At 65.5% G+C, this 12,826-nt stretch carries 14 protein-coding genes and 1 pseudogene; 3 read left to right on the top strand and 12 right to left on the bottom strand.

The genetic code is table 11. From position 1 onward, the window contains the following. Window positions 1-217: 217 nt before the first annotated feature. The 8 genes and pseudogenes from LDO29_RS09595 to fisR all read right to left on the bottom strand — a co-directional run. A pseudogene (locus LDO29_RS09595) lies at window positions 218-796 on the bottom strand (alanine dehydrogenase); the annotation flags it as partial. Between the two features lie 203 nt (window positions 797-999). After that, complete coding sequence (locus LDO29_RS09590) at window positions 1,000-1,821, bottom strand: sulfite exporter TauE/SafE family protein (protein ID WP_224079547.1); 822 nt, start codon at window positions 1,819-1,821, stop codon at window positions 1,000-1,002. 26 nt (window positions 1,822-1,847) lie between these two features. Continuing rightward, on the bottom strand, window positions 1,848-2,075 hold the full coding sequence (locus LDO29_RS09585) for a cyd operon YbgE family protein (protein WP_224079546.1): 228 nt from the start codon (window positions 2,073-2,075) through the stop codon (window positions 1,848-1,850). A 47-nt stretch (window positions 2,076-2,122) separates the two neighbouring features. After that, window positions 2,123-2,239 (bottom strand): cytochrome bd-I oxidase subunit CydX, encoded by a 117-nt coding sequence (gene cydX, locus LDO29_RS09580; RefSeq protein WP_224079545.1) that lies wholly within the window; start codon window positions 2,237-2,239, stop codon window positions 2,123-2,125. Window positions 2,240-2,257: 18 nt separating this feature from the next. Beyond that, complete coding sequence (cydB, locus tag LDO29_RS09575; protein ID WP_224079544.1) at window positions 2,258-3,394, bottom strand: cytochrome d ubiquinol oxidase subunit II; 1,137 nt, start codon at window positions 3,392-3,394, stop codon at window positions 2,258-2,260. A gap of 10 nt (window positions 3,395-3,404) precedes the next feature. Continuing rightward, entirely contained in the window at window positions 3,405-4,973 is a 1,569-nt protein-coding gene (locus LDO29_RS09570; protein ID WP_224079543.1) for a cytochrome ubiquinol oxidase subunit I, read from the bottom strand. Further along, window positions 4,970-5,164: a cytochrome oxidase putative small subunit CydP gene (gene cydP, locus LDO29_RS09565; RefSeq protein WP_224079542.1), complete on the bottom strand. Its 195-nt coding sequence runs from the start codon at window positions 5,162-5,164 to the stop codon at window positions 4,970-4,972. The genes LDO29_RS09570 and cydP overlap by 4 nt, the downstream gene beginning before the upstream one ends. Before the next feature lie 190 nt (window positions 5,165-5,354). Beyond that, a complete protein-coding gene (gene fisR, locus LDO29_RS09560) occupies window positions 5,355-6,665 on the bottom strand; it encodes a sigma 54-dependent transcription regulator FisR (protein WP_224079541.1) in 1,311 nt (436 codons plus the stop codon). Window positions 6,666-6,886: 221 nt separating this feature from the next. On the opposite strand from fisR, the gene LDO29_RS09555 reads away from it, so the two are divergent. From LDO29_RS09555 to LDO29_RS28335, 3 genes are read left to right on the top strand one after another with little or no spacing between them, the layout of a single operon-like run. Continuing rightward, a complete protein-coding gene (locus tag LDO29_RS09555) occupies window positions 6,887-7,783 on the top strand; it encodes an MBL fold metallo-hydrolase (protein WP_224079540.1) in 897 nt (298 codons plus the stop codon). A gap of 30 nt (window positions 7,784-7,813) precedes the next feature. Beyond that, on the top strand, window positions 7,814-9,490 hold the full coding sequence (locus LDO29_RS09550; RefSeq protein WP_224079539.1) for a bifunctional protein tyrosine phosphatase family protein/NAD(P)/FAD-dependent oxidoreductase: 1,677 nt from the start codon (window positions 7,814-7,816) through the stop codon (window positions 9,488-9,490). Then, window positions 9,487-9,690 (top strand): hypothetical protein, encoded by a 204-nt coding sequence (locus LDO29_RS28335; RefSeq protein ID WP_396022646.1) that lies wholly within the window; start codon window positions 9,487-9,489, stop codon window positions 9,688-9,690. The genes LDO29_RS09550 and LDO29_RS28335 overlap by 4 nt, the downstream gene beginning before the upstream one ends. Before the next feature lie 6 nt (window positions 9,691-9,696). Here the strand turns inward: LDO29_RS28335 and LDO29_RS28330 are convergent, their stop codons facing one another. The 4 genes from LDO29_RS28330 to LDO29_RS09530 form a co-directional block, all read right to left on the bottom strand. Continuing rightward, complete coding sequence (locus tag LDO29_RS28330; RefSeq protein WP_396022645.1) at window positions 9,697-10,080, bottom strand: hypothetical protein; 384 nt, start codon at window positions 10,078-10,080, stop codon at window positions 9,697-9,699. Window positions 10,081-10,254: 174 nt separating this feature from the next. Beyond that, a complete protein-coding gene (ybgF, locus tag LDO29_RS09540) occupies window positions 10,255-11,013 on the bottom strand; it encodes a tol-pal system protein YbgF (protein WP_224079538.1) in 759 nt (252 codons plus the stop codon). Between the two features lie 77 nt (window positions 11,014-11,090). Next, the gene (locus tag LDO29_RS09535) at window positions 11,091-11,336 is read right to left on the bottom strand and encodes an H-NS histone family protein (RefSeq protein WP_224079537.1); all 246 of its coding nucleotides are present in this window, start codon (window positions 11,334-11,336) and stop codon (window positions 11,091-11,093) included. Continuing rightward, window positions 11,320-12,540, bottom strand: a complete 1,221-nt coding sequence (locus LDO29_RS09530; protein WP_224079536.1) for a DNA-binding protein — start codon at window positions 12,538-12,540, stop codon at window positions 11,320-11,322. The genes LDO29_RS09535 and LDO29_RS09530 overlap by 17 nt, the downstream gene beginning before the upstream one ends. Between the last annotated feature and the right edge of the window lie 286 nt (window positions 12,541-12,826).

Below are 12,826 nucleotides of genomic sequence, written 5' to 3'. Positions count from 1 at the left end.
TCTTTCTTCTGCAAGAAATATAGGCCTCCAGTAAGGCACGCATTGATCGGAAACGGGAGAAAGCAAAACAATTTTGCTTCCAGTCCTCCGCTGCGGCGGGGAAATTCCCTTATTGCGCACACGACGCTCATCGCCGCTCGATCGCACGACCGGAGGTAGAAGCGGCGCTCGCTTGCGCCATGGCTTTCGCTCACGCGGTGGCTCTCAAGCGTGGCGGCTAAGTCCATCGCTTCCCCATGTCGCTCGTTGCCCGACATGCAAGCGCTGACGCTGCCGCATAGGTCACGTTACCGCGACAAATGTTCAGACCGGCACGCAGGCAAGGATCTTCGCCGAGTGCGCGGGACCAGCCTTTGTCAGCAATTGCCATTGCATACCCGATCGTGGCGTTGTTCAAGGCAAAGGTGGATGTCCTGGCAACGGCCGCCGGCATGTTGGTCACACAGTAGTGCAGCACCCCGTCCACGACATAGACCGGATCCGTATGGCTGGTGGGGCGCGAAGTCTCGCAGCAGCCCCCCTGATCGATCGCTACGTCCACCACAACGGAACCGGCCTTCATACGGGCAACCATCGCGCGCGTCACTAGTTTGGGCGCCTCGTCGCCGGTCACCAGGACCGCACCGATCACCGCATCGGCCGTGAGCAAGGCGCGCTCGATGGCGTCCGCACTGGAATAGAGTGTTACCAGCCGATTGCCGTAGCCAAGCCCCAGATGCCGCAGGCGATCGACGTTCCGATCCAGTACGGTGACACGCGCCCCCATGCCGACGGCAATCTGGATCGCATATCTTCCCCGCCGAGACCGCATCGCTGCGCCCCTGTGAATATACGGCGGAACGCAAGCCCAGCGCGCATCATTCGGCTTGCCCCCCTTCGGCCAGTCTTTCACTCGCGCCCCGAGGTCCGGCCTCGGCTGCCGCGTGAAATAGGCGGAGACATTGACCACGTACTCTGCCAATAGCGTCCCACCCTGCCCAGGCGGCTTGTTTGTTCGCATCAGCCTGCCATCACCACCTTCGCCACCATGCCGATAGCGATCAGGCCTGCGACCACGGCAAAACCTTGCTGCAGCCTTGCGCCGCTGAGCCGGCTCGCGAGCAATCGGCCACCCAGCATCGCCAGCATGGCACCGGCGGCGAACGGCACGCCGACCTGCCAGTCCATACGTCCGGCAATGGCGGTCGTGATGACGCCGGAAGCCGACACCAGCGTGATGACCGACAGGGATGTCGCGACAATGGTATGCAGCGGCGCATTGGTGACTTTCTTCAAGGCGGGAACGATGACAAAGCCGCCGCCAACGCCAAGCAGCCCCGATAGAAAGCCTGCGCCTGCGCCCGACAGCGCGAGGGCACGCGTGCACAAGGCAGTCCAGACAAAGCGTCCCGTTTGGTTGTCGAGCTGGCAAGGCTGTGCGAATTGGACGGCTTCAGCTGCCTGTAGCGCCCTGCCCCCGGCTGCCTGCCTGAACATCCGCCATGCCACGAACGCCAGCACGGCGGCAAAGAGCAGCGTCAGAGGGCCGTTGGGCAGGCGATGGGCAAACCACAGGCCAACGGGCGAGACCAACGTGCCCGACACCGCCATCAGCAGCGCGGCGCGGTAGCGCACGACGCCGGCACGTAGTCCAAGCATTGCGCCGACGGCAGCCGACAGGCCTACCGCGAGCAAGGCGACCGGTGCCGCCTCCGCCACGTTCAGGTGCAGGACAAAAAGCAACAGCGGTACGGCAAGAATGGCGCCGCCCGCACCCGTGAGCGCGAGGATGAGGCCGACGACGGCGCCCAATGCCGCGCTGGTGGCAACAATGTTTTCCATCTGTTCATTCACTCAAGATCCGGCGGCTAAGCGAATCGCGCCGCGAGGCAAGCGGCCAGCGCTACCGCGCTCGCCCAGCCGGAGAGCAGCCGGCGCGCCGCGGCATGCACCGGAACAAAGCCGACACCGCGAACCAGTGCCGCGCTCATCGCCCAGCACAGCAAGGCCGCAGCAAGATGCGTGCGGCCAGGATTGGCCGAGATCAGAAAGCGGGGATCAACACTAACGACAAGCATGACGGCGACGCCTGCCATCAAGGCCGGCCAGTGCAAGCCAGGCCGTTGTGGCTTCACCGGCCGCCTCATGCGTCTTCCTCACGGCTGGCGCGGCGCGCCTCCTCGTTCTCGCCCCACATGGCGTTCATCACGGCAAGCAGGACGGCAAACCCCACGCCGAGAACCCAGCTGAAGTACCACATTCGCAAACTCCTTTGATATCAGTAGGCGCTGTGCTCGTTGGCCTTGACGTATTCGACCGTCACCTTGCCGCGCATCACGCGGTAAGCCCATGATGTGTAGCCGATCACGAGGGGCATGAACACGACGGTCGCGCACAGCATGATCGTCAGCGTCAGCTGGCTGGAAACGCTGTCCCAGACCGTCAGGCTATGGGCCGGCATGCTGCTCGATGGCATGATGAACGGGAACATGCTCGCGCCCGCCGTGCCGATCACGCCTGTCATGCTCAGGCTCGTCGCAACGAACGCGGCAAGCGTGCGCCCCAGCCGCTGCAGCCAGACTCCGGACAGCGCGCCCGCAACGGCCAGCACGGGCAGCATCCACAGCGCGGGCACGCGTGCGTAGTTGGCCAGCCAGGCGCCGGCCTCGCGCACCACCGCCTTGGCGGTCGGGTCCGCGACGGCGGCCGATTCGATCGCCGAGGCGATCCGGTATCCGTCCAGCTTGCCGACCCACAGTCCCGCGGCAACGAAGGTCACGCACATGGCCAGCGCTGCCCAGCCGGTCGCGCGGACCGCGCGCTGCTGCAGCACCCCCTGCGTGCGGTGGGCAAGATACGCGGCGCCATGCATGGTGACCATGGCGCTGCTGACCACGCCGGCAAGCAGGGCAAAGGGATTGAGCAGCGCCCAGAAACTGCCCGTGTAGGTCGACACCATGTAGGCGTCGAAATGGTATGGCACGCCCTGCAGCAGGTTCCCGAACGCCACGCCGAAGATCAGCGGCGGCACGGCCCCTCCGATGAACAGGCCCCAGTCCCAGGTGCGGCGCCAGCGCGGGTCGTGGATCTTGCTCCGGTAGTCGAAGCCGACCGGGCGGAAGAACAAGGCCCAGAGCACGGCGAGCATGGCCCAGTAGAAGCCGCTGAACGCAGTGGCATAGACCAGCGGCCAGGCCGCGAAGATGGCTCCCCCGCCGGTGATGAACCATACCTGGTTGCCATCCCAGTGCGGGCCGACCGTGTTGATGACGACGCGTCGCTCTTCGTCGCTGCGGCCGATGAAGGGCAACAATGTGCCGACACCCATGTCGTGCCCGTCCATGATGGCAAAACCGACAAGCAGCACCCCCACCAGAAGCCACCAGACCAGCTTCAGGATCGTGTAGTCAAACATGTGAATCTCCTCATGCGTGCGCGTGGGCGTGGACCGGCTCGTTCTGGTAGCGCCCGGTACCGAGGCTGCCGGGCCCCTGCCGCGCGAACTTGACCATCAGGTAGACCTCGACGATCAGCAGGACGGTGTAGAAGCCGACGAAGCCGGTCAGCGACCCATACAGACTGGTGACGCTCAACGTGGAAACGCTGAGGTGCGTGGGCAGGACGCCGTAGATGGTCCACGGCTGGCGGCCATACTCGGCGACGAACCAGCCCAGCTCGCAGGCCAGCCATGGCGCGGGCAGCATCCAGATTGCCCAGCGCAGCAGCCACGGGCGCGAGCGGAACCGTCCCTTCAGCGTGGTCCAGAACGACAGGGCGAACAGTGCCAGCATCGCGAAACCCAGGCCCACCATGGCACGGAACGCCCAGAACATCGGTGTGACGCGCGGAATGGTGTCGCGCACGGCGCGATCGATCATGGCCGGCGTGGCCTGCCGCACGTCCGTCGTATAGCGCTTGAGCAGGAGACCGAAGCCAAGGTCGGCCTGGTGCTGCTTCAGTGTCGCCAGCGCGTGCGCATCGTCACGATGGCTGCGCAGCGTCTCGAGCGCGGTGACCGCCTGGACGCCATTGAGGATCCGCTCGCGGTTGCGCATCTGGATCTCGTGGATGCCTGGGATCTCCCGGGAGACCGACCGGGTGCCGATCAGGCCCATGACCCAGGGAATCCGCACCGCCCAGTCGTTGCGCTGCGCGCTCTCGTTGATGCCGGCCACGAGGTTGAACGCTGCCGGCGCGGGCTCCGTCTCCCACATTGCCTCGATCGCCGCCATCTTGGTCTGCTGCGCCTCGCCGACCGTGTAGCCGCTTTCGTCGCCGAGCACGATGACCGAGCAGACACTGGCGAGCCCGAAGGCTGCCGCCACGCGGAAGCTGCGCTTGGCGAACTCCACGTCGCGCCCGCGCAGCAGGTACCAGGCCGACACCGACAGAACGAACATCGCCCCCGTGACATAGCCGGCCGAGACCGTGTGCACGAACTTGGCCTGTGCATCGGGATTGAAGACGATGGGCCAGAAGTCGGTCATCTCCATGCGCATCGTCTGCCAGTTGAACTCGGCGCCGACCGGGTTCTGCATCCACCCATTGGCGATCAGGATCCACAGCGCCGACAAGTTGGTGCCAAGCGCCATCAGGGCGGTCACGACCAGGTGCTGCACGCGCGAAAGGCGGTCCCAGCCGAAGAAGAACAGGCCGATGAAGGTGGATTCGAGAAAGAATGCCATCAGCCCTTCGATAGCCAGCGGCGCGCCGAAGATGTCGCCCACGTAGTGCGAGTAGTACGCCCAGTTCGTGCCGAACTGGAATTCGAGCGTGATGCCGGTCGTCACGCCCAGCGCGAAGTTAATGCCGAACAGCTTGCCCCAGAAGCGGGTCATGTCCTTCCAGACCACGTTACCTGTCATGACATAGACCGTCTCCATAATGACCAGCAGCCAGACCATGCCCAGGGTGAGTGGGACAAATAAGAAGTGATAGAGAGCGGTGGCGGCGAACTGCAGCCGGGAAAGGTCCACCAGTTGTTCCGGAATCACGGACGGGCTCCTTGCAGGCGAGGGTTGCTGGACACCGTGGGTGCAACGCGCAGGTGCGCGGAGGCAGAGGCAGCGTCGACCGGTACGCGCTGTCCGGCGATGAAGGCCAGCCAGAGCCCCGACAGCAGCAACAGCTTGATTACCAGGACCCAGCCCAGGTGACGCAGCAGGTTTTGATCGGAAGCGTTCATGACGACACATGAACAAGTTCCGTGCCACCCCGACACCTTAAAAAAAAGACATACAAAACAATCACTTGCCCGGGCAGCGGACGCAGGTGTCCGACTGCCTCGACTGTCAGGCAGGTGTCATTGCTGCCAGCGGCGGCAGTGAATGGCAGTGATCTGGCAGGAAAACGACGGTGCGACCGGCTCGGGCGGATCAGCCGATGCCCAGGTCCCGGAGCCTGCGGTAAAGCGTGCGCTCGCTCATGCCAAGGGCGCGGGCAAGTTCGCGCCGTGTGCCCCGGAACTGGCGGACCTGCTCGCGCAGCGCCTCGTCGTCGGTTTCCCGAGCGCCTGCCATGCGGCGGTGCGCGACCGGGGCCATGCCCGCTTCCCCCAGTCCTGGCGGGAGATCCTTGGCACGGATGACGCCGTCATCGGCGTACAGGCGGGCGCGATCGAGCACATTGCGCAGTTCGCGGATATTGCCCGGCCAGTGGTATGCGCGCATCCGTGCCAGCGCTTCCGCGCTCAGGTGGAGCTGGTCCCTGGCCCCGCCCCCTCGCTGCAGGATCGACTCCGCCAGCAGCGGAATGTCGTCGGGCCGCTCGCGCAGCGCAGGCAGATGAATGGGGAACGCGGCAATCCGGAAATACAGGTCCTGCCGGAACAGCCCCTGGCTGACCATCTGCTCCAGCGGCTTGTGCGTGGCCGCGACCAGCCGGAAGTCTGCCCGCCGCGTTTCCACGCTTCCCACGCGGCGGTAGGTGCCGGACTCGATCAGCCGCAGCAGCTTGACTTGCATCGACAGTGGCACATCGCCCATTTCGTCCAGGAACAGCGTGCCGCCATCGGCAGTTTCGACCAGGCCCGGCTTGCGCGTGATCGCCCCCGTGAATGCGCCCTTCTCGTAACCGAAGAGCTCGCTCTCGAACAGGGACTCGGTAAGGCCGGAGCAGTCCACCACGACGAACGGCCCGCTGGCGCGGCTGCTGGCCTCGTGCACCGCACGCGCGAACATTTCCTTGCCGGTGCCGGATTCGCCGAGCAGCAGGACCGGCAGCGAAGAAGGCGCCACGCGCTGCACGGCCTCCAGCGCGGTGTTGAACGCCTCTGAGCGGCCGACCAGCCCCTCCGCGCTCGGACGGGCCGATGCGCTGCGCACCGTGCTCAGGCGCTCGACATAGGCAACGACCTGCTGGTCCTCGTCAAGGATCGGACGCAGTTCGACGTTCACATGTTCCGGACCTCGCGGCGTGTGGTGGATGTGCAGGACGCGGTCCGGGCCCCGCGTCTCGAACGCCTTGCGCATCGGGCAATGCTCGCCGGCCTGGTCGCACGGTACGTCATAGCCATGCGAAATCCGGTAGCAGTGCTGGCCCAGGTAGGGGCGCTCGACGGCACCGAACTGCCGGCGGTAGGCAGTGTTGGCGGCCAGGATGCGATAGTCCGTATCGAGGACGATCATCGGCTGACTTTCCTGCTCCAGGTAGGACAGGAGAGCCTGGAGAGTGGCTTGGCGATCCATGGGGGCGTGGGGGCTTGGTGGGGCGGCTTCGGGGGCGTGTCATTCTGCCAAATCCTGCCATCACTGCCAAGTGACAGCGCCACACTTCGCCCGACGGCTGGCGGAATTGCCCGCTGCGCGCAGAAATCATAAAAAAATCAATAAGTTAAAAATCAAAACAGCCCTGGCACGAGTTTTGAGTAGTGAGCAGCAATCCTCTCCTGACCCCGGATTGCCCGCTCATGACACCAACCAAGCCAAGCCCATCGCACATGGAGATTGAAGCCTTCTTCGATCCCGATACCTCGACGCTCAGCTACCTCGTACTGGACCGCGCGAGCCTGCAATGCGCATTGATCGACAGCGTGCTCGACTACGATCCGAAATCCGGGCGCACGCACACTACCAGCGCGGATCGCCTGGTCGAGCGTGTGCAGTCGCTCGGCGCAACCGTGCAGTGGATCCTGGAGACCCATGTGCATGCGGACCACCTGTCGGCCGCGCCCTACCTCAAGCGCAGGCTCGGCGGCCAGACCGCCATCGGCAGCCATATCACCACCGTGCAGCAGGTATTCGGCAAGTTGTTCAACAGTGGCACCGACTTCGCGCGCGACGGGCATCAGTTCGACCGTCTGCTGCACGATGGCGACACCTTCAGCATCGGGGGACTGCAGGCCCGCGCCATGCACACGCCGGGGCATACGCCGGCCTGCATGACCTATGTGGTCAGCGACGGCAACGATACCGCTGCGTTCGTCGGCGACACCCTGTTCATGCCGGATTACGGCACCGCCCGTTGCGACTTCCCAGGCGGCGACGCGCGCACGCTCTACCGCTCCATCAACAAGGTGCTGAGCCTGTCACAGGACATCCGCCTGTACATGTGCCACGACTACCAGCCAGGCGGCCGGGAGCTGCAATACATGACCACGGTCGCGGACGAGCGCGAGCGCAACATCCATGTGCGCAACGGCATCAGCGAAGAGGAATTCGTTGCCATGCGCCAGGCGCGCGACGCCACGCTGTCGATGCCGACGCTGATCCTGCCTTCGGTCCAGGTGAACATGCGTGCGGGTGAACTGCCGCCGCCCGAGGACAACGGCATGCGCTATCTGAAGATTCCCCTCAACGCGCTCTGAGCCACCCGCCCCAAAAGGAACAGACAGACCATGCAACCCCGCGCCCTCACCAACGATCTTTCGGTCAGCCCGCAGATTGTTCCCGACGATGTGCCCACCCTGGCCGCCATCGGCTTTCGCTCGCTGATCTGCAACCGCCCGGATGGCGAAGGCCCTGACCAGCCAGGCTTCCAGGAAATCGAGCGCAAGGCTTCCGCGCTCGGCCTGCAGGTGCATTACCTGCCGGTGGAATCGGGCAAAGTCAGCGACGAACAGGCGCAGGCGTTCGGCCAACTGCTGGACAGCCTGCCGAAGCCGGTACTGGCCTACTGCCGCACCGGCACGCGCTCGGCCACGCTGTGGGCGCTGTCGCAGTCCGCGCGCAGGCCGCTGCCGGACATCATCGAGCGGGCCGCGGCCGCCGGCTACGACCTTAAGGGCGTCGTCCGGCGCATCGCCAATGGCGGCCGCACACCCGTGGACGTTGCCGATGCCAGCCACGCCGTCGTCATCATTGGCGGGGGCGCCGCGGGAATCGCCGTGGCGTCGAGCTTACTGGCACGCAAGCCTGGACTGGACATCGCCATCGTCGACCCGGCCGACATCCACTACTACCAGCCCGGCTGGACGCTGGTGGGCGGCGGCGTCTTCGAGCCGGCCCATACCGCGCGCACCATGGCTTCAGTGCTGCCGCGCGGCGTGGCATGGATCAAGGCGGCCGTGGCGGCCTTCGAGCCCGAGCGCAATGCGGTCATCCTCGACGGTTGCCGCGTGGTGAAGTACGAACAACTGGTGGTGTGCCCGGGGCTCAAGCTGGATTGGGACGCAATCGAAGGGCTCCCCGAAACGCTGGGCCGCAACGGCGTGACCTCCAACTACCGCTACGACCTCGCACCGTACACCTGGAACCTTGTGCGCGAGCTGACCCGCAAGGGCAACGGCAAGGCGCTTTTCACGCAGCCGCCCATGCCGATTAAGTGTGCGGGCGCGCCGCAGAAGGCCATGTACCTGTCGGCCGATGCCTGGCGCCGCGCCGGTATGCTCGATCGCGTCGACATCGAGTTCTGCAACGCGGGTAACGTGCTGTTCGGCGTGGCGGACTACGTGCCGGCGCTGATGCAGTACGTCGAGCGCTATGGCATTGCCCTGAACTTCGGCGAGACGCTGGTGAAAGTGGACGGCGCCGCGCGCCGGGCAACGTTCCGCCTGGCCGCCGCTTGCGGCGAGCCGGAACTGGTCGAGCGCGAGTTCGACATGCTTCATGCCGTGCCGCCCCAGAAGGCCCCCGATTTCATCCGCGTCAGCCCGCTGGCCGATGCCGCCGGCTGGGTCGAGGTCGATCCGGCAACGCTGCGCCACAAGCGCTTCGACAATGTCTTCGGGTTGGGCGACGCCGGCAACATGCCCAATGCCAAGACGGCCGCCGCGGCGCGCAAGCAGGCGCCGGTCGTCGCGCACAACGTGCTGGCCACCCGCGGCGAGGCCACGGGAGAAGCCCGCTACGACGGTTACGGCTCCTGCCCCCTGACAGTGGAACGCGGCAAGATCGTCCTGGCCGAGTTCACCTACGGCGGCAAGGTCGCGCCGAGCTTTCCGGGCTGGTTCATCGATGGCACGAGGCCTTCGCGGCTGGCGTGGTGGCTCAAGGAGCGGATCCTGCCGCCGCTCTACTGGCAGGGCATGCTGAAGGGACGCGAATGGCTCGCGACACCCGAGTTGCAGGGATGACACAGGCGGAGCTACCCGAATCTGTTGACGTCACCGCCTCGCGCGCCCGCTCGAACTCCGTCGAGAATTGGGTACGCAACGCGTCCAGTTGCCGCCGGTCCGGCGCCAGTTGGGCCGAGATCGCCGCGACGTTCTCGCGCATGGTGGCCGTTTCCGCGCGCGCCGCATCCCGCTACGCCTCCGCTTCGCTCGCGGCGTGACGCACCTCAGCGCGCAACGTCGCCCGCGGCCTCGTTGGCCGACCGCCAGATCGTCTGGACCGCCTTAGCGGCGATCTGCTTGAGCGCGCCCGGCAAATCCGGGTCGTCTGCCCCAGTTTGGCGCGGTCTCCATTTAGCGCTTTCCCTTAATGCCTTTTCCCAAGTGCTACTGATTGCAGTTGTGCCCATACTGGTGGCTCGCCGCTTCGCGTGGCGATCACTTTGACTCATGGAATCTGCCGCCATGCTTGCAATTGTTGCCTGGATCACCTGCTCCTTCGCGGTTGGCCTTTTTGCCAACGCAATGGGACGCTCCGCCGCCACATGGATTATCTTCTCGTTGATCCTGAGCCCGTCGCTTGGGCTGATGGTCGTCGCGGTGCTTGACAAGAAGTGGACCAGGTCCGCTCGCGTGAAGACTGCCCTTGCACCTGCAGCGGTGTCAGTGCCCGTATAGCCAGCCAGCAGGACCTTTTCGAGGTCATCGAATAGAAGGGACGTCCGTTCGATGACACCACGGCGGACCTTTGGCGCGGGGTGCGGCCGGCTGGAAGCCGCCCGCACTTACTTCAGCGTCTTCAACCGGTTGTTCGCCGCACGCGCGCCTTCGGTACCGGGATACTTGGCCACCACCTGTTCCAGCGTCTTGTGCGCGGCAGCCTTCTGGCCGGACTCGAGCTGATTATTGGCAACCGCGATCATTGCGTCCGGCACCTTGGGATGCGTCGGATTGGCATTGATCATTTTCTGCAGCACCCAGGTGGACCCCTTATAGTCGCGCTGCGCGTAGAGCGAGTTGCCGAGCCAGTACTGCGCCAGCGGCAGGTACGGGCTCTGCGGATACTTCTTGATAAACGACGAGAACGAATTCCCGGCGCTCTTGAAGTCGCCCGCCTGGAAATGCTTGAGCGCGGTGTCGTATTCGGGCTTTTCGCCTGGCTGCGACGTGCCCTGGCGGTCTTCGACCGAAGCGTGCTGCGGCTCGAACTTCTTCAGGCGCGCATCCAGGTCGGCATAGTAGTCCTTCTGCTGCTTCTGCAGCGTCGCCACCGTGTTCTGCAGCACTTCGTTCTGGCCACGTAGCCGCGCAACTTCCTGGCGTAGGCCTTCGAGCTGGTTCTGCAGGTCGAGCGTGGTGCGGCTGTTCTGCTCAATGCGCTGGGTTGCAGTCGCCTGGAAGCTGTTGAACTGGTCGCGCAGGTTGATGACCGTTTTGCGCGCCTGATCATCGTCGAACACGCCGGCATGTGCCTGCGTGGGTGGCAGCATGCCGCCGCTAGCCATGGCGGCGAGCCACAACAGGGTGGAAACGCGTACTTTCATGGATGGGTCGTCGTTGGTTGTGTCGGTTAGCCCTCGTCACATCGGCGTTGGACAGAGGGCCGAATGCATCTGCGGGCCTATCCAACCCGGAAAAACGCTACGCTCTGCCCTGCATTGACCGCGCGCTTGAGCCATGACGGCATCTCGCCCTGCCCGTCCCAGGTCAGCCCTTCCGCGTTGCGGTAGCACAGCGCCGGTGGTGGGGGCGGTCGAGGCGGCTCGAAGCAACCCGCCGCGTCGAGGTCTTCCAGGGTGAGCCCATAGTCGTCCATCTGCGCCTGGATCCAGCGGATCGCGTCCGCCCGCTCAGTTTTTGCCGTCATCGCTGCCGTCACTGCTGTCGTTGCTGTTGTGGCCGTCCTCCGCGTGGCCGGGCCGTGCCGGCGCCCCCGACGCGTTGTCCCGGTCTTCGTCCGGCCCTTCCCCCTGCCCGTCACCCTGCTCTTCCGGCGCGGTTGCTGCCGGGTTGCCGGCCTTGCGCCGACGTACACCATTGCCACTCCCATCGCGTTCGCGCGGCGCGACGCGCAAGGTGGCCAGCAACTGGCGCGCGAGCACGGCTTCCGCTTCGCCGCGCTCGGCCCGGCGCTGCGCCGCGGCGAGTTCCGCCTGCACGGCCTCCAGGTCACCCGCTGTCTTGCTCTGCGCCTGCTCGGTGGCCGCGAGCCGATCAGCCAGGGCGGCGGCCTGCGCTTCCAGCTTGGCCCGGCCCTCCGCCTGCGCCACGGCCGCATCGCGCGCCTCGCTGCGGGCTGCCGCCAGTTCCGCGCGCAGGTCTTCGGCCGTGCGCTCGCTCTTCTGGCGCGCGGTGCGCTCCTGGTCCAGTTCGCGCAGGCTGCGCCGCTCGCTGGCTTCGGCGCGTTCCTGCGCGAGCGTCACCGCCTCGCGGGACCGCTCCAGCTCGGTCGAGAATTGGGTCCGCAAGGCGTCCAGCTGGCGCCGGCCTGCCTCGAGTTCCGCCCGCCCCGCCTCGAGCCGGGCCTGCGTGGCGGCGTGCGCCTGACGCTCCGCGGCCAGGTCCGCCTGCACGGTGTCGTGGGCCTGCCGCGCTGCCGCCAACTGGGCGGCAATCACCGCGGCGTCCTCGCGCGCGGCAGCCGTCTCGGCGCGCGCCGCATCCCGCTCGGCTTCCGCTTCGCTCGCGGCGTGACGCGCTTCCGCGCGCAGCGTGGCGAGTTCCGCGGTCGCGGCCTCGTTGGCCGACTGCCAGATGGTCTGCACTGCTTCGGCGGCAATCTGCTTGAGGGCGTCTGGCAGGTCCGGATGGTCGATGGTCACGCGGGTGCGCCCGCGCAACTCCTGCCAGAACGCCTGCAGCACCTCGGCGGGTGTGCCCATGCTGCCCTTGCGCACCAGGCTGTAGAGCTTGTTGGCCGTGGGCGTGACGCCGTAACGGAAGAACAGCAGGCCGCAGACCTCGCGGTACAGCGCGCGGGTTTCGGGAAAGCGGCTGCGCAGGCCGGCAATGTCGTTCGCCATGGCGGCCTGCAGCGCAGCGTCGGTCAGATTCGGGTCAGCCGCCGGCATCGGGGAAAAAGTGAGTTTCGTGACTCACTATATTACTACGTAATATGTTTATTATCCAACTATTGTTGCCATATTTTAGACATAAATACGCTTATGTCTATAAATCCGGACAAATTGCTGTACGATTTGCGCCTCGGCCAGCACCTACGACAAACGAAGCCAGCAGGCATTCACAGCGAACGTCATCAAGGCTGGCCGTGTCGACCCGCGTTCAAGCGCCTGCACCTGATCCAGGCGCTGTCCAATGCGGTCGGCAGTGACCACACCCCGGCCAGCACCACCGGCC

Source organism: Cupriavidus laharis (genome assembly GCF_914271435.1).
In the GTDB taxonomy this organism is placed as follows: Bacteria; Pseudomonadota; Gammaproteobacteria; order Burkholderiales; family Burkholderiaceae; genus Cupriavidus; species Cupriavidus laharis.
This window is presented reverse-complemented; position numbering and strand designations above follow the sequence as displayed.

Bases quoted from the DNA above. Each gene is read 5' to 3' on its own strand.
- cydP (WP_224079542.1), bottom strand. From the start codon at position 5,164: ATGAACGCTTCCGATCAAAACCTGCTGCGTCACCTGGGCTGGGTCCTG.
- LDO29_RS09535 (WP_224079537.1), bottom strand. From the start codon at position 11,336: ATGACGGCAAAAACTGAGCGGGCGGACGCGATCCGCTGGATCCAGGCG.
- LDO29_RS09530 (WP_224079536.1), bottom strand. From the start codon at position 12,540: ATGCCGGCGGCTGACCCGAATCTGACCGACGCTGCGCTGCAGGCCGCC.
- fisR (WP_224079541.1), bottom strand. From the start codon at position 6,665: ATGGATCGCCAAGCCACTCTCCAGGCTCTCCTGTCCTACCTGGAGCAG.
- LDO29_RS09550 (WP_224079539.1), top strand. From the start codon at position 7,814: ATGCAACCCCGCGCCCTCACCAACGATCTTTCGGTCAGCCCGCAGATT.
- cydB (WP_224079544.1), bottom strand. From the start codon at position 3,394: ATGTTTGACTACACGATCCTGAAGCTGGTCTGGTGGCTTCTGGTGGGG.
- LDO29_RS09585 (WP_224079546.1), bottom strand. From the start codon at position 2,075: ATGGCAGGCGTCGCCGTCATGCTTGTCGTTAGTGTTGATCCCCGCTTT.
- LDO29_RS09555 (WP_224079540.1), top strand. From the start codon at position 6,887: ATGACACCAACCAAGCCAAGCCCATCGCACATGGAGATTGAAGCCTTC.
- LDO29_RS28335 (WP_396022646.1), top strand. From the start codon at position 9,487: ATGACACAGGCGGAGCTACCCGAATCTGTTGACGTCACCGCCTCGCGC.
- LDO29_RS09590 (WP_224079547.1), bottom strand. From the start codon at position 1,821: ATGGAAAACATTGTTGCCACCAGCGCGGCATTGGGCGCCGTCGTCGGC.
- cydX (WP_224079545.1), bottom strand. From the start codon at position 2,239: ATGTGGTACTTCAGCTGGGTTCTCGGCGTGGGGTTTGCCGTCCTGCTT.
- ybgF (WP_224079538.1), bottom strand. From the start codon at position 11,013: ATGAAAGTACGCGTTTCCACCCTGTTGTGGCTCGCCGCCATGGCTAGC.